General features: G+C 61.4%; 21 protein-coding genes and 1 riboswitch. Of the genes, 17 read left to right on the top strand and 4 right to left on the bottom strand.

All coding sequences use genetic code 11. The features are described from left to right. The first annotated feature begins 229 nt into the window (after nucleotides 1-229). The 13 genes from AC06G8_RS13330 (at nucleotide 230) to AC06G8_RS13270 (ending at nucleotide 11969) form a co-directional block, all read left to right on the top strand. Complete coding sequence (locus AC06G8_RS13330) at nucleotides 230-1039, top strand: phosphotransferase enzyme family protein (protein ID WP_447661245.1); 810 nt, start codon at nucleotides 230-232, stop codon at nucleotides 1037-1039. 118 nt (nucleotides 1040-1157) lie between these two features. Next, complete coding sequence (locus AC06G8_RS13325; RefSeq protein ID WP_447661244.1) at nucleotides 1158-1790, top strand: pyroglutamyl-peptidase I; 633 nt, start codon at nucleotides 1158-1160, stop codon at nucleotides 1788-1790. Nucleotides 1791-1888: 98 nt separating this feature from the next. Beyond that, complete coding sequence (locus AC06G8_RS13320; protein WP_447661243.1) at nucleotides 1889-2227, top strand: cupin domain-containing protein; 339 nt, start codon at nucleotides 1889-1891, stop codon at nucleotides 2225-2227. Between the two features lie 188 nt (nucleotides 2228-2415). Further along, a complete protein-coding gene (locus AC06G8_RS13315) occupies nucleotides 2416-2583 on the top strand; it encodes a Gfo/Idh/MocA family oxidoreductase (RefSeq protein ID WP_447661242.1) in 168 nt (55 codons plus the stop codon). 32 nt (nucleotides 2584-2615) lie between these two features. Next, the gene (locus tag AC06G8_RS13310) at nucleotides 2616-2837 is read left to right on the top strand and encodes a Gfo/Idh/MocA family protein (RefSeq protein ID WP_447661241.1); all 222 of its coding nucleotides are present in this window, start codon (nucleotides 2616-2618) and stop codon (nucleotides 2835-2837) included. Nucleotides 2838-2887: 50 nt separating this feature from the next. Next, nucleotides 2888-3076, top strand: coding sequence for a hypothetical protein (locus tag AC06G8_RS13305; RefSeq protein ID WP_447661240.1), 189 nt, complete (start codon nucleotides 2888-2890; stop codon nucleotides 3074-3076). 268 nt (nucleotides 3077-3344) lie between these two features. Continuing rightward, nucleotides 3345-6260, top strand: coding sequence for a Ger(x)C family spore germination protein (locus AC06G8_RS13300; protein WP_480283063.1), 2916 nt, complete (start codon nucleotides 3345-3347; stop codon nucleotides 6258-6260). Nucleotides 6261-6264: 4 nt separating this feature from the next. Next, nucleotides 6265-7560, top strand: coding sequence for a GerAB/ArcD/ProY family transporter (locus AC06G8_RS13295; protein WP_447661237.1), 1296 nt, complete (start codon nucleotides 6265-6267; stop codon nucleotides 7558-7560). 249 nt (nucleotides 7561-7809) lie between these two features. Continuing rightward, nucleotides 7810-7918, top strand: a riboswitch (TPP riboswitch). Between the two features lie 150 nt (nucleotides 7919-8068). Continuing rightward, nucleotides 8069-9145, top strand: a complete 1077-nt coding sequence (locus AC06G8_RS13290; protein WP_447661236.1) for an ABC transporter substrate-binding protein — start codon at nucleotides 8069-8071, stop codon at nucleotides 9143-9145. Nucleotides 9146-9174: 29 nt separating this feature from the next. Beyond that, complete coding sequence (locus tag AC06G8_RS13285) at nucleotides 9175-9477, top strand: thiamine-binding protein (protein ID WP_447661235.1); 303 nt, start codon at nucleotides 9175-9177, stop codon at nucleotides 9475-9477. Further along, nucleotides 9467-10243 carry an ABC transporter permease gene (locus AC06G8_RS13280; protein WP_447661234.1) on the top strand — a complete coding sequence of 259 codons (777 nt, stop codon included), beginning with the start codon at nucleotides 9467-9469 and terminating at the stop codon, nucleotides 10241-10243. The genes AC06G8_RS13285 and AC06G8_RS13280 overlap by 11 nt, the downstream gene beginning before the upstream one ends. Next, nucleotides 10240-11019 carry an ABC transporter ATP-binding protein gene (locus tag AC06G8_RS13275; protein ID WP_447661233.1) on the top strand — a complete coding sequence of 260 codons (780 nt, stop codon included), beginning with the start codon at nucleotides 10240-10242 and terminating at the stop codon, nucleotides 11017-11019. The genes AC06G8_RS13280 and AC06G8_RS13275 overlap by 4 nt, the downstream gene beginning before the upstream one ends. Next, on the top strand, nucleotides 11016-11969 hold the full coding sequence (locus AC06G8_RS13270) for a TatD family hydrolase (protein WP_447661232.1): 954 nt from the start codon (nucleotides 11016-11018) through the stop codon (nucleotides 11967-11969). The genes AC06G8_RS13275 and AC06G8_RS13270 overlap by 4 nt, the downstream gene beginning before the upstream one ends. A 41-nt stretch (nucleotides 11970-12010) precedes the next feature. On the opposite strand, the gene AC06G8_RS13265 is transcribed toward AC06G8_RS13270, so the two are convergent. The 3 genes from AC06G8_RS13265 to AC06G8_RS13255 all read right to left on the bottom strand — a co-directional run bounded on the left by AC06G8_RS13265 (nucleotide 12011) and on the right by AC06G8_RS13255 (nucleotide 14746). After that, entirely contained in the window at nucleotides 12011-12580 is a 570-nt protein-coding gene (locus AC06G8_RS13265; RefSeq protein WP_447661231.1) for a TetR-like C-terminal domain-containing protein, read from the bottom strand. Further along, the gene (locus tag AC06G8_RS13260) at nucleotides 12558-13295 is read right to left on the bottom strand and encodes an MBL fold metallo-hydrolase (RefSeq protein ID WP_447661230.1); all 738 of its coding nucleotides are present in this window, start codon (nucleotides 13293-13295) and stop codon (nucleotides 12558-12560) included. The genes AC06G8_RS13265 and AC06G8_RS13260 overlap by 23 nt, the downstream gene beginning before the upstream one ends. Nucleotides 13296-13564: 269 nt before the next feature. Further along, a complete protein-coding gene (locus AC06G8_RS13255; RefSeq protein WP_447661229.1) occupies nucleotides 13565-14746 on the bottom strand; it encodes a YhgE/Pip domain-containing protein in 1182 nt (393 codons plus the stop codon). Between the two features lie 175 nt (nucleotides 14747-14921). On the opposite strand from AC06G8_RS13255, the gene AC06G8_RS13250 reads away from it, so the two are divergent. The 4 genes from AC06G8_RS13250 (at nucleotide 14922) to def (ending at nucleotide 17438) form a co-directional block, all read left to right on the top strand. Next, the gene (locus AC06G8_RS13250) at nucleotides 14922-15596 is read left to right on the top strand and encodes a TetR/AcrR family transcriptional regulator (RefSeq protein ID WP_447661228.1); all 675 of its coding nucleotides are present in this window, start codon (nucleotides 14922-14924) and stop codon (nucleotides 15594-15596) included. 36 nt (nucleotides 15597-15632) lie between these two features. Next, nucleotides 15633-16349, top strand: coding sequence for a class I SAM-dependent methyltransferase (locus AC06G8_RS13245; RefSeq protein WP_447661227.1), 717 nt, complete (start codon nucleotides 15633-15635; stop codon nucleotides 16347-16349). 36 nt (nucleotides 16350-16385) lie between these two features. Further along, nucleotides 16386-16700, top strand: coding sequence for a GrpB family protein (locus AC06G8_RS13240; protein ID WP_447661226.1), 315 nt, complete (start codon nucleotides 16386-16388; stop codon nucleotides 16698-16700). 222 nt (nucleotides 16701-16922) lie between these two features. After that, nucleotides 16923-17438 carry a peptide deformylase gene (gene def, locus AC06G8_RS13235; protein WP_447661225.1) on the top strand — a complete coding sequence of 172 codons (516 nt, stop codon included), beginning with the start codon at nucleotides 16923-16925 and terminating at the stop codon, nucleotides 17436-17438. Nucleotides 17439-17506: 68 nt separating this feature from the next. Here def and AC06G8_RS13230 read toward each other — a convergent pair whose 3' ends face one another. Then, nucleotides 17507-18106, bottom strand: a complete 600-nt coding sequence (locus AC06G8_RS13230; protein WP_447661224.1) for a TetR/AcrR family transcriptional regulator — start codon at nucleotides 18104-18106, stop codon at nucleotides 17507-17509. Nucleotides 18107-18232: the final 126 nt, after the last annotated feature.

Below are 18232 nucleotides of genomic sequence, written 5' to 3'. Positions count from 1 at the left end.
GCACTTGTTCTTCCCGCGGAAGAAAACGATTCGAATTGCTTGTTCGTTTCCGATGAACGACCGTTTTTGTTCGTTGAATGAATTCCGCCGACAGAATCAATCGCGGCATCGACACCCGGCCCCATCCGTTTGCTCTTTCATCAGGCCGATATCATAACCATTGGAATTTAGTGTATCATGAAGCCAGCCGCAATACATTTGCTTGGTGAAAAGCGGGAGGTGAAGCGTCGTGGCTCAAGACGAGGAAGTCTTAAAAGGCGGCAATATCAATCACATTGTCCGCATGGCGAACACAGTTCGTCGCCCTACAGGTTATTGGAGTCCTTCCGTTCATCGACTTCTAAGACATTTGGAGCAGCAAGGATTCGAGGGAGCGCCAAGATTTAGGGGAATCGATCCCTCCGGCCGTGAAATATTGACCTTTATTTCTGGAGAGGTTCCAGGAAACGACTATCCCGACCTTCAACCGTACATGTGGTCGGACGAAGCGCTTGCGGGTGTGGCACGCCTTCTGCGCAGCTGCCATGATGCTGCCCAAGGCTTCCCATTCCATCCGGAGGACCGATGGCAGCTCAGCTATGCAGAGGCTCGCGAGCACGAAGTGATCTGCCACAATGATGCTGCGTTGTACAATGTGGTCTTTCAACATGGGGCGCCAGCAGCGCTGATTGATTTTGATATGGCAGGTCCTGGTCCGCGCATGTGGGATATTGCGTATACCCTTTACACATCGGTTCCGCTTGCGAGTTTCGCGCCGGACCTTTCTTCGGCCGCTACGACGGCATACCGATCCGATCTGCATGCGGAAGAACGCCGCCGAAGAATTCGGTTGTTTTTCGAATCCTATGGAATGCCTGTACCCGATGATTTGCCGAGGTGGATCATTCAACGCCTGACAGCACTATGCGATACGCTGAAGACCGGTGCCGCCGAAGGGAATCCGGCCTTTCAAAAAATGGTCGATGAGGGACACTTGGCGCACTATGAGAGCGAAATTCGCTTTGTAGAAGATCATGTGGAACGCTGGATAAAGAATTAGCTGCCAAAGAGCGCCGCATATCGGGCATGCGCGCAAGGGCGGCTATGAATAAAGGTCGAGCGGGTTCCCTGCGCAGCCCGCTTGTTTTACTATGGAAAGACAAGGAGAGTGAGGACATATGGTCAAGGTGCTGGTATCCGGCTTCGAGCCGTTCGGAGGCGATGACGTCAATCCGACCGGCTGGCTGATGGAGAAGCTGAAGGAGGAGCGACTCGAGGGCGTGGAGCTCCGCGCCGTGCTGCTTCCGGTTCATTTCGACGAATGCGCCGACCGGCTCATCGAGGAGATGGACAAGTTCAAGCCTGACGCCGTCATCGCATGCGGACTGGCCAAGGGCCGGACGGCGATCACGCCGGAGCGGATCGCGGTGAACGTCAAGGATGTCCCGGTCCGTTCGCATGGCGACAACCGGGGCGCCCGGCCGTCCGACGAGCCGATTGCCGAGGAGGGACCGGACGGACTGTTCTCCACGCTGCCGGTCCGCGCCATGACGCAGCGTCTGGCGGAGCTCGGCATCCCCTGCGAAATTTCCAATACAGCCGGAACCTACATATGCAACAACACGATGTACCGGGTGCTCCATCACATCCGCAGCCTCGAGCTGCCGGTCTTGGCCGGCTTCGTGCATTTCCCCGCCTCGGCGGAGATGGCCGCGCTGCAGCCTTCGGTTCCCTTCATGCCGCAGGCGATGATGCTGGAAGGGCTGCGAGCGATTATTGGCGTATCCGTATCGGCCCTGCAGGCGAGGTAGGACTTGACGAGCTTCCGCCTTCTATCTCCACGGTACATGCCTTGTTTGAGCTATATTGGATAGGTTGAACCGATATCCCAGCTGCAGGAGGTTTTCAAATGCCGGTCATTCGCAAGGAGCAGGCGCAGGAGTTAACCTTATTTCCGGATTGGAGCGAGATCAACCATTACGGAATCAATCGACTGAAAGTCGGACAAGAGGTTCCGTTGCATTACCATGACTGCAATGAATATTGGATCATTGTCAGCGGCAGAGGGATCTGCACGACCGAGGGGGATGAATACGCAATCGGTCCCGGGGATCTCGTGCTGACCAGAAAGGGCGAAGAGCATTCGCTCCTTGTAACGGAGGAGATGACGGCTGTTTATATGTACGGCATTCTTGCTCCAGGCTGTCGGTTAGGCTACTTATACCGGGAAAGGCCGGATGAGGGTTGAGAAGGAATTTCGGAGGGGGAACAGGGAATGCGTTTGAAACTGATCCAAGTCGGTCTGGGCAATCATGGCCAGGGGGTGGGGAAGCATTTTGTCCTGCCGTCCAAAGATTTTGCTTGCGCAGGGCTGGTGGATATCAATCGCAGCGCCGTGATCGAATACGCGCGGAAAAATGATCTGCCGGAAAGCTTATGCTACACGGACACGAGCAGGCGTTTCGCGAAGCGGACGCGGATGCCGTGTTCATCTCCGCCTTCTCTCCGGTGCATTATGCCATAGCCAGGTCCGCATTGGAGCATAAGCTCCATGTGCTGATCGAAAAGCCGTTCGTGCTGTCCTGGAGGAAGCGGAAGAACTGAATGAGCTGGCAGCCCGCAACAAGCTGAATGTGATGATCAATCAGAACTACCGTTATTTTGCGACCGTGATCGCCTTGAAGAAAGCCTTGCAGAGCGCGAATCTGGGGAGATTGTCGTTTGTTCAATCGGAGTTCTTTTATGAGCATCAGGGCAAGCCTTATCAGAAGACGATGGACAATTACGTTCTGCTGGAGATGAGCGTCCATCATGTCGATATGATTCGGTTTCTATTGGATTCCGATATCGCGCAGTGACAGGAAAGACGTGGAATACCCCCGGCAGCGGCTATGCAGGAGATCCGCATGTGCATGCCGTTTACCAAACGGAATCAGGCGTAAACGTCTTCTACCTGGGGAGCCTGTTGGCGAAAGGCGCTGCGACGCCATGGGAAGGCGTATGGAGATTCCAGTTCGAGGGCGGATCGGTTCATCTGGATGATCTGGGCGATGGCTATGGCGTCTATATTGAGACGGCCGCACGAAGAACAAGATAGAATCTCAAGCGCAAGAGCTGGAAAGCATTCATGGCGTCCTGGTTGAATTCGCAGCTTCCATCCGAGAGCAGCGGGAGCCGAAAATCTCAGGCGCGGACAATATACGCACGCTTGCCGCCCTCTTGGCGACGGCGGAGTCATCCAGGCAAGGAAATGCGATTCAGCTCATCCCTGAAGGGCGACGCTGCCGGGACGATTAACATAAGCTGGATAAAAAACCTCTCCCATGCCCAGAATAAGGTCATTCTGGATAAGGGAGGGGTTTGTTTTGTCTGCAGCCCAAAGCGGAAACGGCTCGGCGGAAAACAGCGCAAGCGGCAGCCAAAGCCACGGGGGCGCCAGCGGCAGCAACGGCGGCAAAGGAAGAGCCAACAGCGGAAACGGCGGCAACGGCGGCGCAGCGAAGCCCCCTCCTCTCGGAAGGAGGAGGACGGCCACCGCGCTGAGCCCGTCGCTGGCCGCCAACGCCCATGCGATCCGCATGCAGTTCCATCACAGCGGAGACCTGCGGCTGCGGCTGCTGTCCAGCGGGGCTCTGCCCGGCGTCCAGCTGGCGGTGCTGTATTTGCAGGGGATCGTAGACGAGGAAGGGATCAGCAAGAACGTCCTTGAGCCGCTGCAGGCGGCGGAGGAAGCGGAGCCCGGCAGCGTCAAGGGGAGAGGCCGGCTCAAGGAGCGCATCGAGCAGCTGCGCTTGAACGCAATCTCCACCGGCCTGACAGAGCCGGTGCGGACGCTGGAAGGGGCGCTCGACGCGCTGCTGCTCGGCTGCTGCCTGCTGCTCGTCGATGGCAGCGGCGAAGCCGTGGCGGCGGAGGCGGCGGGCGGGGAAACCCGCCATGTCGGCGAACCGACGGCCCAGACGGTCATCCGGGGACCCCAGCATGCGTTCACGGAGTCGGCCCAGACGAATATCGGACTCATCCGCAGAATCATCCGCTCGGAGCGGCTGACGGTGGAGTCGCGGCGCATCGGGCGGGAGACATGCACGGAGGTGTCGCTGCTGTACATGAGCGGCATCATGGATTCCGGCATCGTGCAGGAAGCGCGCAGGCGCCTGGATGACATCGATATCGACAGCGTCCTGGACAGCGGCTACATCGAGGAATTCATCCAGGACTCCACGTTCACGCCGTTTCCGACCGTGCTCAATACGGAGCGTCCCGACCAGGCGGCGGCCGGGCTGCTGGAGGGGCATTTCGCTGTCGTGGTCGACGGCAGCCCTTATGTGCTGCTCGGTCCGGTGACGTTCTTCCGCTTCTTCCAGTCGCCGGAGGATCATTATCAGCGCTTCGACATCGCCAGCTTCCTGCGGCTGATCCGGATCGCGGCCTTTTTCATATCCATGCATCTGCCGGCTCTCTACATCGCCATCACGACCTTCCATCAGGAGATGCTTCCGAGCAATCTGCTCATCGGCTTGTCCGCGCAGCGCGAGGGCGTCCCGTTCCCGGCCTTGGTGGAAGCATTCCTGATGGAGCTGACCTTCGAGGTGCTGCGCGAGGCGGGGGCGCGCATGCCGCGCGCCATCGGACCGGCGATCTCCATCGTAGGAGCGCTCGTGCTCGGCACAGGCCGCCGTGCAGGCGGGGCTCGTGTCCGCGGCGATGGTCATCATCGTCGCCTTCACGGCGATCTCCAACTTCGTCGTGCCGCAGATCAACATCGCCATCGCCGCGCGGCTGATCCGCTTCCTGCTCATGATCAGCGCGGGAATTCTCGGTTTTGTCGGCATCATCTCGGTCGATCTGTTCGTCATCATCCACCTCGCCGGCCTGTATTCCTTCGGCGTGCCTTACCTCAAGCCGGTCGCTCCGTATGTCAAGGGCGAATGGAAGGATACGTTCGTCCGGGCGCCGCGCTGGAGCCTCGTCAGACGGCCGGTCATCGCGCAGAAGGGAGGCAGGCGCAGGCAGCCCGGAGGCAAGCCCAAGCGCCAGCATTCATGAGCCGGGGCATCTTCGGCCGTTGGGCGCTGCTGCTGGCGGCGGCGCTGGTGTTCCTTCCGCTTGCGGGCTGCTGGGACCGGAAGGAGCTCAACGAGCTCGGCATCATCGCGGCGACCGGTATCGACGTCACCGAGGAGGGGAAATGGAAAATCAGCTATCAGCTGGTCATTCCAAGCGCCATTTCCTCCCAGAACGGCTTTGCCAGCACGACGGAATCTCCGGTCAACGTCTTCTCTACGGAAGGAGAGAGCGTACGGGGCGCCGTAGCCCGGGCGACGCAGGAAATGTCCCGAAGCCTCTACTTCGGGCACAACCAAGTCGTCGTCATCGGCGAGCGTGCCGCCCGCAAGGGCATCGGCGGCTTGCTGGACGTCTATCTCCGCAACGGCAATTCCCGGGAGACGGTCATGGTGTTCGTGACCGATGGCGAAGCCCGGCCCATCCTGGAGCAGCTGCTTCCGATGGAGAGAATATCGGGCAACGCCTTGACGAAGCTGATCGCGCTGGAAAAAGAGAGCGGGGGCAACTTCCGGCCCCAGACCGTCTATTCGATGCTGCTGCAGCTGCTGGGCCCCCTTCACGCTTCGGCCGCCCCCGGCATCGCGATCAGCGGATCGGGCGAAGGCGTGCGCAATGTGGACGCGAACAAGAACACGTCGACGCCTTCGAAGGTGAGGCTGCAGAAGCTGGCCTTGTTCCGGGACGACCATATGATCGGCTGGATCCGCACGAATGAGAGCCGGGGCCTGCTCTGGCTGCGCAGCGAAGTGTCCGGGACGACGATTTCCTTTCCGTGCCGCGAGGGAGGGCCCAAGGTCAACAGCGCCAGGATCACCGGGCTCAAGACGAAGATGAAGCCTGCGAGGAGCGGAGACGGCTGGCTGCTTCAGGCGAATGTGGAGGCGGACGCAACCTTGTTCGAGTATACATGCGGTGGAAATCTTCATGACCCGGCTGCGGTTGCCGGCATCGAGCGGATTCTTGGGCAGCAGGTCCGATCCGACATCGAGGACGGACTCAAAGCTTCCCAGAGACTGAAGGCGGATGTGGCCGGCATCGGAGAAGCGGTGCGGCGGAAGTACCCGCGTACATGGAAAGGAATCGCTTCGGAGTGGAACAGCAGGCTCTACCCCGAGATGAAAGCCGAAATCGGGGTCGATGTCGGACTGATCAAGACAGGCCGGAGCAACCGTTCCTACGAGCAGGCGAGCGAGGACAGCCGGGAGAGGAAGTGAGGGCATGAAAGCCAAGGAAGCAAGCGTAAGCGCGGGGCAGATCGCCGTCTTCCTCGTGCTGTTCACCATCGGCAGCACGCCGATGTACGAGCTCGGATCCGAGGCGGGACAGGATTCCTGGATTGCGATCAGCATCGCTGCCGCCGCGGGCTTCTGCCTGCTGCTCGTCTACCGCGCGCTCTACAACCGGGCCCCCGACACGAATCTGGTCGGGCTGTACAAGCTGCATTTCGGCAAGCTGCTCGGCGGCTTGCTCGGCGCGGCGCTGGCTGTCGTCTTCGCCCTGGAATCGATGCGCAACGTGCGCGACTTCGGGGAGCTGATCTCCGCCACCTTGCTGCCGCAGACGCCGATGTGGTGCACGATGCTGGTCTTGACGGGAATCGTCTATTACACCGCCAAGCAGGGGGTCGAGGCTTTCTTCCGGGTCAACCAAGTGCTGATTCCGGTGCTGGCCGTAAGCTACATTTCCCTTTTGGGGTTGTTTTTGGCGGCAGGCCTGCTCGACTTCAACCGTCTGCGGCCCGTGCTGGAGAACGGCTTCGGACCTGTCCTGCATGCGGCGTTTCCCGATATCCTGTCGTTTCCGTTCGGACAGGTCATCGTGCTGATGATGTTCTGGAACTACGCGAGGCGGTCTCCGTCCACGGGCGCCGCGTCCTATGGCGCCTATGCCGGCGTCTCGCTGTTCCTGATCGCGGTCAACATGGTGCTGATCATGGTGCTCGGTCCGGAGCTGTACCGGCTCGCCGAGCTTCCGACGCTGGAGGCGGTGGAGCAGATCCGGCTGTTCAACTTTCTCGAGAGGCTCGATATTCTCGTGACGCTGCTGCTGTACATCGGGCTGTACGTCAAGGCGACCGGACTGTTTTTCGGTTCGGTCATCGCTTTGCAGACAGCCTGGGGAGTTCCCTATCGGGCCGGCGCCCTCGTCATGGCTCCGCTCATATTCACGGCGAGCCTCCTGGAGCCTGCCTTGTCGCAGCATTTATGGGCCGGCATGACCGTCTATCTGAAATTCAGTCCCTATTACCAGATCGCGCTTCCGCTGCTCATGCTTGTCATGGGGATCGGCTGGGTCAAAAAGAAAGCGCAGCGGCAAGCGGGGCAAGGCGGCGAAAAGGCGGGAGCCGGCGGCCAGGCCAAGGGCCGCGGGGCCGGCGGTCAGAGCGGCGGCGGCAGCCAAAGCGGTGCCGGAAAGGCAGCCGGCGGCGCCGAGACGGGCCGAGGCGGACAGCCGGGGGACGGACAGGCAGGCGCCGATGGGAGCGCCGAAAAGGCTGGAAACCAGGACGGATAGGCAGGCGCCGATCAAGGCTCGCAAGCCGGCGGCAGCCAAAAAGGACAGCGGGAGGAGAGTCAAGGCTCTGGCAGCGGAGACGGCGAACAAAACAAAGCTGGCGAAGCCCGGCCGACTCTGGCGCCAAGCGGCGGCCGTCTTCAGGCTCGGAAAGTCCGGAAGCCGGCTCTACATGATGCCGCGCCCGCAAATTTCGACACGGAAGGTTGCAATAAAAGGCTCCTCTGCTATAATGGCTCTATTGACAACCGAATGAGCCTGGGGAGCTGGCGTACGCCGGCTGAGAGGGGAGAAGCATCCCGACCCGTTAAACCTGATCTGGATAATGCCAGCGTAGGAACCGCATGTCAGCCGAGCCTTTTGCCGCCCTCGGGCGCAACGGGATTCACGTGACGAAGACGTCTTCCTTGGGAGGCGTCTTTTTTTATTGTCCCTCTCATGCTGGCGCTGGCGCTCCGGACAAGGCCCGGCCGGGCTCACGGCTGCGAGAGAAAGAAGGGGAAGCAACATGGGCATTTCAAGCAAGATGGGCAAAAAAGCGGGGCTGGCCGCGCTTGTTCTGGCGACGCTGCTGACAGGCTGCGGCAACGGGAACGGAGCCGGCAGCGGGAATGACGGGAGCAGCGGCACGGCGACGCCGGCGCCTTCCGGCAGCGCGGGAGTCGGCGCCACGGCCGCACCGGTCAAGAAAGTGAAGGTCGTCCTCGACTGGACGCCGAACACGAATCATACCGGCCTGTATGTCGCTCGGGACAAAGGCTTTTTCCTGAACCACGGCCTCGACGTCGAGATCGTGCAGCCGCCGGAGGGGACGGCCGCCGATACGCTGGTCGCCAAGGGAGAGGCTGAGTTCGGCGTCGGCTACCAGGAGAACATCACGCTCGCCCGCAGCGAGGGCTTGCCGCTCGTGTCGCTGGCTGCCGTCATCCAGCACAACACTTCCGGCTTTGCTTCGCCTGAGGCCAAAGGCATCAAGGACCCGAAAGCATTCGAGGGCAAAACCTACGGCGGCTGGGGAGCCCCGGTCGAGCAGGAGATCATCTCCTCGCTCATGCAGGAGCAGGGCGCCGATGTCGGCAAGGTCAAGATCGTCAACATGGGCAACGCGGACTTCTTCACCGCCGTGAAGCGGAATATCGACTTCGCCTGGATCTATTACGCCTGGACAGGGGTAGAGGCGGAGCTGCGCGGGGAGAAGCTGAACATGGTGTACTTGACCGACTACAGCAAAAAGCTGGATTACTACACGCCGGTGCTGGAAACGAGCGAGAAGCTGATCCAGGACAGCCCCGATGTGGTGAAGGCGTTCATGGCCGGAGCTTCCGAGGGTTACGCCTACGCGATCTCCGAGCCCGACGCCGCCGCGGACATCCTGATCAAGGCCGTTCCGGACCTCAATCCGGAGCTGGTGCGCGCCAGCCAGAAATGGCTGAGCCCCAAATATCAGGATGACGCTCCGCGCTGGGGCGAGCAGAAGGCGGAAGTCTGGACGAACTATGCCGAATGGATGCATGAGCACAAGCTGCTCGATACCTTGCCGGATCTGTCCAAGGCGTTCACGAACGATTACTTGCCGGCATCCTGATGCCGGCTGACGGGGAGAGGGAACCGGATATGGCCAATGCACTTGTGAGCATTCAGATTTTGCCGACGACGCCCGGCGGGGAAAGCGTGCTTCCGTACGTGGACCGGGCGATCGAGATCATCAAGGAGGCCGGCGTGCCGTACCGTGTCGCGCCGCTCGAGACGACGATGGAGGGAGAACTGTCGCACTTGCTCGCCGTCGTCGCGGAGATGAGCGAGGAGATGGCGGCGATGGGCTGCCCGTCCGTCATCTCTCAGGTGAAGATTTACTACAACCCGGAGAACGGCGCTTCGATGGACCGGCTGCTGGAGAAATACCCGGATGGACAGTAGAACGATCCGATGGGAGGCTCTGCTGCCTCCGGTCGTCGTCATGGCCGCCTTCCTGCTGATGTGGGAGGCGGCCGTGCGTCTGTCCGGGACGGAGGCGTGGCTGCTGCCCGCCCCGAGCGATATCGCCCGCGATGCCTGGGCGGCGCGCCAGAGACTGGCACAGCACACAGGCGCGACCTTGAGCCTGACGCTGCTCGGCTTCGCCGGCGGCTCGGCCGCCGGCCTGCTGCTGGGAGCTGTCCTGCATTTGCTGCCGCTCGTGCGATCGGGCTTCTATCCGCTGCTCGTCCTGTCGCAGAACATTCCCGTCATCGCGATCGGGCCTCTGCTCGTCATCTGGTTCGGCTTCGGGCTGCTGCCCAAGCTGCTGCTCGTCATGCTCGTCTGCTTTTTCCCCGTCTGCGTCGCGATGCTCGGCGGCCTGCAGGGAGCGGATCCGGGCCTGGAGCGGTACATGCGGATGATCGGAGCGGGGCGCTGGCGCCGCTTCCTCAGCCTGGAGCTGCCGGGCTCTCTGCCGCAGCTGTTCTCCGGCCTCAAGATCGCAGCTTCGTACAGCGTCACGAGCGCGGTCGTGGCGGAATGGATCGGGTCCGACCGGGGGCTCGGCTACTTCATGCTGCTGTCCTCCAAGGGCTTCAAGACTTCGCTCGTATTCGCCGGAGTCGCGCTTGTCGTGCTGCTCAGCCTGCTGCTGTTCACAGCCGTCGCAGGGGCGGAGAAGCTGGCGCTGTCCTGGCGTCCGCGCAAGGAGGGGGGACGATGAACGTGCTTGAAATCCGGAATCTGCGCAAGTCGTTCGCCGGCCGCGGCGGCGGCGTCATTGAAGTGCTTGGCGGACTGTCCCTGACTGTGGGCGAAGGCGAGTTCGTCTCGCTCATCGGCCCTTCCGGCAGCGGCAAAACGACGCTGCTCAGCCTAATCGGGGGGCTCGAGCGGTCGGACTCGGGCGAGATCATGCTCGCCGGGAAGCCGGCTTCGGAGGGAGCCGGCCGCGCCGCGTACATGCCGCAGCAGGCTGCGCTTCTGCCCTGGAGGACGGTCCAGGGCAACATCGAGCTGGCGCTGCGCATCGCGGGCAGAGAACGGGCCGAGGCGAAGCGTCTTGCCGGAGAAGGACTGCGCAGGCTCGGTCTGGAACGCTATGCCCGCTCGTATCCGCATGTGCTGTCCGGCGGCATGCAGCAGCGCGTCTCGTTTTTGCGCGCCCTGCTGTCCCCGCAGCCGCTCATGCTGCTCGACGAGCCTTTCGGAGCGCTTGACGCGCTGACGCGGCAGCGGATGCAGCGCTGGCTGCTGTCGCTGTGGGAGGAGGAGCGCCGCTCGGTGCTGTTCGTCACGCATTCCATCGAGGAGGCGCTGCTGCTGTCCGACCGCGTGCTCGTCCTGTCGGCATCGCCGGCCGTCGTCGTTCAGGAGCTCCAGGTGCCGTTTGCGCGGCCGCGCAGCGGACAGCTGGGAAGCGATCCGCGGTTCGGCGAGCTGAAGGAGTCTCTCTATGAATCGCTCGGAAGCCTGGAAGAGGGGGATATGCCGTTATGAACCCGATGGGAATCGCCGCCGGAGCTGGAAAGCCGGCATCCCCGCCGGCTGGAGCTGCCTTGGAACGCCCCGGAGCTGGGGCTTCTCCGCAGACGCCGCAGAGCCGGAGCGATGCCTCGGACTGCTGGAATGAAGCTGCGTCGATGAGCGAGGCCCAGCTTCCGCTCATCGACGCCCACATTCATTTGGAGCAGTATGCTGCGGATGAGCTGCAGAGCATGCTGGAGCAGTCGTTCAGCGGCGGCTTGACGGCTGCGGTCGCCGTATCCATGGATCTGGATTCAGCCAAGCGGACGCGGGAGCTCGCCCGGGCGCATCCGGGCCGGATCATGCCGGCTTACGGCTGGCATCCGGAGCAGGAGCTTCCGGACGAGGCAGAGATGCAGGCGCTGCTGGCCTGGATCCGGGAGCGCCATGAAGCCGGGGAGGCGTTGGCGATCGGCGAGGTCGGCCTCCCTTACTACATGCGGACGGAGGCGGAAGCGGCGGGACGGAAATTCGACGAAGCGGGGTACTTGCGCATCCTGCGGGAATTCGTCTCCCTTGCCGCCGATACCAGACGAGCGATCATCCTGCATGCCGTCTACGAGGACGCCGCCAAGGCGCTGGAGCTGCTGAGGGAATACGGCGTTACCCGCGCGCATTTCCACTGGTACAAGGGAGACGAGGCCGTGACGCGAATGCTCGCGGATGCCGGATTCTACATTTCGCTCACTCCGGATGTGCTCTACGAGGAGGAAATCCGTCTGCTGGCCGTCTCGTACCCGCTGGAGCGCCTCATGACGGAGACGGACGGTCCGTGGCCGTTCGAAGGGCCGTTCGCCGGGCAGGCGACCCATCCGCTCATGATGAGGGAGTCGGTCAGGGAAATCGCCCGTCTCAGAGGGATGGACGAGAGAGAGGCTGCCTCTGCGCTGGCCGCGAACGCGCGCCGGCTTTATTATACCTGAACACGAAGCGGCGCCCGGATCATCTCCGGGCGCCGCTTCGATTATTTTGCCAATTGCCGGAGGCCTTCCATAAACGTATCCACCAGCATGCGAAACGTGACGTCGAGGTCAAGCGGCATGCCGAAGCCGCCGATCCTCTCCAGCGAGGCGAAGCCATGCAGCAGGCTGCGGATGCCGCGAACCGCATGGATGGCGGCATCGCCCTGCAGCCCGAAGCCGGACATCGCCTCGAGCGTAAGCCGCACGACGGTTCCGCCGGCCTGCTGAAGCTGCTCGTCTTCCGGCTCGGGAGCCCTCTGGACCGCTTCGTACAGTCCCGGATGATTCCGCGCGAACTCCAGATAAGCGGCGCAGAACGAACGCATGGCCTCGTCGCCTTGCTTGCCGTCGAGCGCCAGCACGAGGCGGCCGTTCAGCCGCTCCAGCGCGTTCAGGGCGAGCAGCCGCCGGAGCTCGGGCAGGCCGGCCACATGATTGTAGAGAGATGGAGAGCGGACGTTCAGCTTGTGGGCCAGCGACGCCAGCGTCACGGCCTCGAAGCCTTGGGCGTCGGCAAGCTCGGCTGCAGCTCCCAGCAGCGCTGCTTGGTCAAGACCGATTCGCGGCGACATGGCTTTTGACTCCTTGGCGGAATTCGGCTTGCCGGATGGCCTGTTGCAGAGCGGCTCCGGGCTGCCGCATCATGCGTCCGTGGCCGGCTGCGAGGAGCGTCGGCTTCAGCGCGGCAAGCTTGCGGGCAGACTCCAGCGCGACATCCGCGTTCCAGGTAGCCATGGCGGGAAACGGGAACAGAATCCGCATCTGGCCGCTGACGGCGAAGCCGCCGCGGACTTGGAACGCATCCCCGACAAGCAGCGCCCCGTTGCGGCCATCGAGGAACGCCATCGAGCCGGGAGTGTGTCCGGGAGCGGCGATGGCGGTCAGCGAGCCGATCACGTCGCCGTCCCGCAGCAGCGCGTCTGGGCGGGTTTTCAGGTTTTTCGGAATATCGCCGCGGATCGGAGTGGACGGTTCCCCTTCGTCGAGGGACAGATCTCCGTCCAGCAGCCTTGCGTCGCGGGCCGACAGATGGACGGTAGCATGAGGCAGCGCCGCCTTGAGGGCGTCCAGCGCTCCGACATGGTCGCCGTGTGCATGCGTCAGCACGATGCGGGCGATCGGCTTGCCGATCGATGCGGCCGCCTCCAGGATGCCCTTCGAGCTGTACGGAAGCGCGGCGTCGATCAGCGTCAGCCCGTCTTCTTCTTCGACGAAATAAGCATTGACCGGGAACAGGCGGGGGAGAAAGGCCAGCTGGTGAACCGTTTGATTCCGAACCGTTTTCATACAGAATCCGCTCCTTCACTAAAACTAATCTAATTAGCTTTAATATAAACTAATGCAATTAGTTTTTGCAAGCCCTTTTTTCGCAAGCTCTGTACTGGACTGCTTTCCTTCCTTGCCGAGGGCGGACGGAAGCGGCAAACGGTCCGTCCCTGTCGGCGGATGCCGCCGGCAAAAAAACAGCGGCAGAACCGCATGGGCGTCGAGCCCGGTTCTGCCGCTGTCTGTCCTGTCAGGATACCCGAAGCCGGCTCGGAAAAGAAGCCCGGCCATCACGCCGACGCCGGGACCGTGTCGGCCTTGCTGCCGGTCCGGGATTTCTTCCATCCCGATCCCAGCAGCGCCAGAAGGCATCCGCCGGCGATGCATGCCAGCACGGAGGCGCTGCCGCCGGCCGAGTCCAGGCCGCCGAAGTACATCACTTCCCGCAAGCCGTAAGCGGCGAACCGCAGCGGAGTCCAGGAGTAGATCCAGAAATGGGATGTCTCCGTCAGGAATTCCGGGGCCATGTTGAGCAGCGGCATGGAGAAGAACATGAGCAGGACGAGGATCGCCATCGCGGGGTATCCGATCCAGTTGAGCAGCGCGGACTGCAGCATATAGAAGGCGGCGGCGGCAAGCCAGAGGAACAGCCAGGTGTCCAGCGAGTGCGCGAGCTCCATGCCATACCAGGAGGAGGCGGTCCACACGAGGAATCCCGACGCGATGCCTGCAATCACGATGCCGATGACCGGCTGCCAAGCGATTGCCGCCGGCCTCGCCGCTCCGTCCTGGACGGCTTTGCCGCCGGCCAGGAAGAGCATCATGGCGCTGACCAGGCTGCCCATCCACATGATCTGGGTAAGCAGGCCGGGCGCGCTGCCGGAAGCGTTGTTGGCGCCGACCGGATGAACGGTTTCTTCCTGCACCTGAATCGGGGCCAGAAGCGCCTGAGCGGCGGCGACCGGAAGCTGCTGCGAGTTCTGGGCGATTCCGGCGAGCATCGATCTGGACAGCTCTGCTCCCGCCATGCTCATGACCTGCCCCAGTCCTTGCCGGACGACAGTGGAGGCTTGCGCATTCAAGCCTTCGCTGACGAGAATCCGCACGGTCGGCTGCTGCGGCGCGGCGCCGGATATCGAGGCGATGCCGGAGCTGAGATCGGCGGGGAGGATGAGCGCTCCATAGTATTCTCTGGCGTCCAAAGCCTGGCGGGCGGCTTGCTCCGAATCGAGGACGGTCCATTTGATCGGCAGCTTGTCATTGGAGAGCAGCTGCTCCTTCAGCTTCTCGCCGACCGCAAGCGAGCCTCCGCCGGGAAGATCCGCCGGCTGGTCGAGGATCACCAGAGCAGCAGGCACCTCCTTCGGCTTCGTGCCGAGCACGGACCCCATCATTGCGGCTCCGAACACGGCGAGAACGGCCAGAACGACGATCATTCCGATCCATACCATTTTTTGCTTGAAGATGGCCATAATTCCCTATCCACTCCTTCTCTATGTGTAAATGAACACTTTGTTGAATACAAAGCACGTTGTTAATTATAATGAGGGGAGCAAAAAGCACAATCATCACATTTCAACGGAATGTCGAGTATTCGTCATGATCGGCGGAAGTGTTCAGCAACAACTTGATCCGGGAGGAATAGACATGCATTCAAACACAGGAAAGCCGGATCGGAGACGAGCCCGCACGAAACAGCTGCTTTATGAAGCCCTTATGAGCCTCGTCCGGGAAAAGGGAGCGGAGAACGTGACCGTGACCGATATCGCCGGACGCGCCGACGTCAACCGGGGAACGTTCTATTTGCATTACCGGGACGTGCCGGACATGCTCCAGCAGCTGAAGGACGAGGTGTTCATCCGGATCCGGACCGAGGTGGAGAAGCTGGATAAGGCGGAAGCGTGGGCGTATGCCGATCGGGATGAGGCTTATCCCCAGAGCGTTGCCATCTTCGACACGCTGGCGGCGCATGCCGACTTTCTCCGCGCGATGTTCGGGACGCAAGGCGACATGTCCTATGCCCTGCGGTTCCGCCAGCTGTTCACGGAGCATATCTACGAAAAGGCCAAAGACATGCCGGAGCGCAAATCGACCATGCCGCCGGATTATTTCGTCGCGTATGTGACGTCGGCGAACTTCGGCCTCCTTATGCATTGGATCGGGTCGGGAATGAACCTGACCTCCGAAGAGATGGCGAGAATCATGATCCGCACCATGCATTATGGGCCGCTCGTCGCGCTCGGCTTGAAGGAGGCTCCCGGCGGCGGGACGCGGGTAGGCGGGGAAGGAATGAATGGGGATGGGCCGTCGAATCCGTCCTGAATATCCAGATCGTTGGACAGTCCGGGAGGTACTACTATGAATCGATTGCAGCTCATCCGCGATTACGAAAAGAGATACCATGACGACTGCTACGAAAATAGGATTCTGTTTCAAAGCGGCTCCTGGCTGGAAAAGCCGGTGCGGACCGTTATCGACCTGTTCGGGCAGCTGGAGCGCCGGAGCGGTCTGCGCCTGCTCGATCTGGGCTGCGGGGTCGGCCGCAACAGCATACCGCTGGCTTCGCGGCTGGCCGGCACCGGAGGCAAGGTCGTCTGCGTCGATCTGCTGGAATCCGCCATCCGCCAGCTGGAGAAGTACGGCCGCGAGCATGGGGTGGCGGAGATGCTGGAGCTTCATCGATCCGATATCGCAGCCTTTCACATCGAGCCCGACCTGTACGACTACATCTTTTCCGTCTCCAGCCTGGAGCATCTGGATTCCATGGACTCATTGGGAAGAGTGCTCGATGACATGGAGGCAGGGACGCGAACGGGAGGCATCCACGCTCTCATCGTCAATGCAGGCGTCAGGGAAGTCAGCCTGGCGACGGGGGAGGAGCTGGATCCGAAGTTCGAGCTGCTGCTGGATGCGGAGGAGCTGGGATCCTTGCTGGCGGAGAAGTACCGGGGCTGGGAGCTGCTGCGTCACGCCGTGAAGCCTTACGAGCTGGAAATCGAGCGCGACGGAGTGCCGGTCTCCCTGAGCAGCGACGTCGTGACCTGGGCGGCCAGAAAAAGATCGGAAACAGGATAGGCAGACAGGAACGGATGTCTGTTATGGGGATGGCAGGTGCAAGCGGCGAAAGGCCTCGGTTATCCGGCTGCCCTCGGTTTCATCCGCTCGGACGGCCTGAGCAGGACCCTCGGAGTGGAGCGCGGCCAATCCCGGCATATATATAGTAGGAGGTGGAACGGCAATCTGCGGTTCCGCGACTGCCTGCGCAGCGATCCGGATCTGCTGGCTCAGTATGCCGGGCTGAAGGCTGAGCTGGCCAGCCGGTACCGGGATGACCGGGCCGCTTATACGGTTCATAAGGGGCTGTTCATCACAGCCGTGATGGAGAGTGCCGGGAGGCAGAACCAGGGCAAGGAGGCTCAGGCTTGATGCGGAGATCCAGCGTGGAGCCGCCTCGCACATAGCTGAAGGAGCGGCAGCTTCATTCCAGGGCATCGCAAGGTTGGATCCAAACAAACAATCGGCTTGCCGGATTGCCATGTTCACCGTACTTTAACAGCAGCTGAAGTTGATCTGCTCGGCGCTGGCGTCCCTGCCGGGGAACTTGGCGGGAAGCACGCCGCGCCGCATGCATCGAAGGGAGCCTGAGTGATGGCCGTAAAAGAAATTTTGCCGTTCGGAGACCCCATTCTCCGCCGCAGGGCCCGCGAGGTCGACAGTGTCGATGAGCGCACGATCCGCTACCTCGACAGCCTCGCCGAGACGCTGTACGCCCGGGAGGGCAGGGCGGGACTTGCCGCTCCTCAGGTCGGCATCCTGCGGCGCCTCATCGTCATGGACTGCGGAGAGGGCTTGATCGAGCTCATCAATCCGGAGATCATCCACCGGGAAGGCGAGCAGACGGGAGCGGAGGGCTGTCTCTCCTTGCCAGGGTATTACGGCAATGTGACCCGCTCGCAGAAGGTCCGGGTCAAAACGCTGACCCGGTCGGGCGAGACTGCCGTGCTGCACGGAGAAGGCTATCTGGCCCGCTGCATGCAGCATGAGATCGATCATTTGGACGGAATCCTATATGTCGACCACGTCCGCGAGAACTGGCTGACCGAGGAGCGCACGGGACGAAGGGCCGATCTCCTTCCGATCCTGCAGCTGAGCCGGAAGACTTGAGATCTGGGCTGGCCTGAGCGGATCTGGATCCGTTCGGAATCCGGGATCCGTTCGGGAGCCTGGCGTTTTTATTCCATCGCGTCGTTCGTTTTTGACATGATCGAGAAATGCTTGGCCAGAAAGGCCGGCGAATAGGGCATGTCGTTCCTCACCCAAGCTACGATCGTTCCGATCAGGGCCGCGGATCCGTACCAGATCGCAATATCCTTTGGGGTGCCCGATTTCGAGAGGACAGAATCGCCGCCCGACCGTTCGATCCGCAGGGCGATCGATTCCGACAGCATCTTGAGCAAGCGTTCGGTAAACACCGGCGTCCGTTTCGAGCCGAGAACGATCTTATAGAATTTGGCATGCTCCGCGATATGCTGGAGAAGATTGACCAGCTTGAGCGATTCGGCTTCTTCCGGCGATCGGTCGTTTACCGCGGATTGGTTCAATACCCGCTGGATATCATCCACCATATCGTCCGCCATCTTCTCCAGCATGTCGGGTATATCGCGATAGTGCAAATAAAAGGTGACGCGGTTGATCGTTGCGCGCTCCGCGATCCGGTTGACGGATATTTTTTCGAGATCCATTTCTTGCAGGAGATCGATCAAAGCATCCTTCAACAGCTGCCGAGTACGGAGCACTCGGGGATCGACACGAGGCTTGGCGGGATCTGTCATGGTTTTTGGCTCCTTCATCAGATACTTTACAATAATTCGTTTTATGTCTGTAATGTGCGAATTGGACGACATATATCCACAATGTGATGACTAGTTTACATTTTGCCCCGATGCGTTACTTGTAAG

Source organism: Paenibacillus sp. SJS-P3 (assembly GCF_056711585.1).
This window is presented reverse-complemented; position numbering and strand designations above follow the sequence as displayed.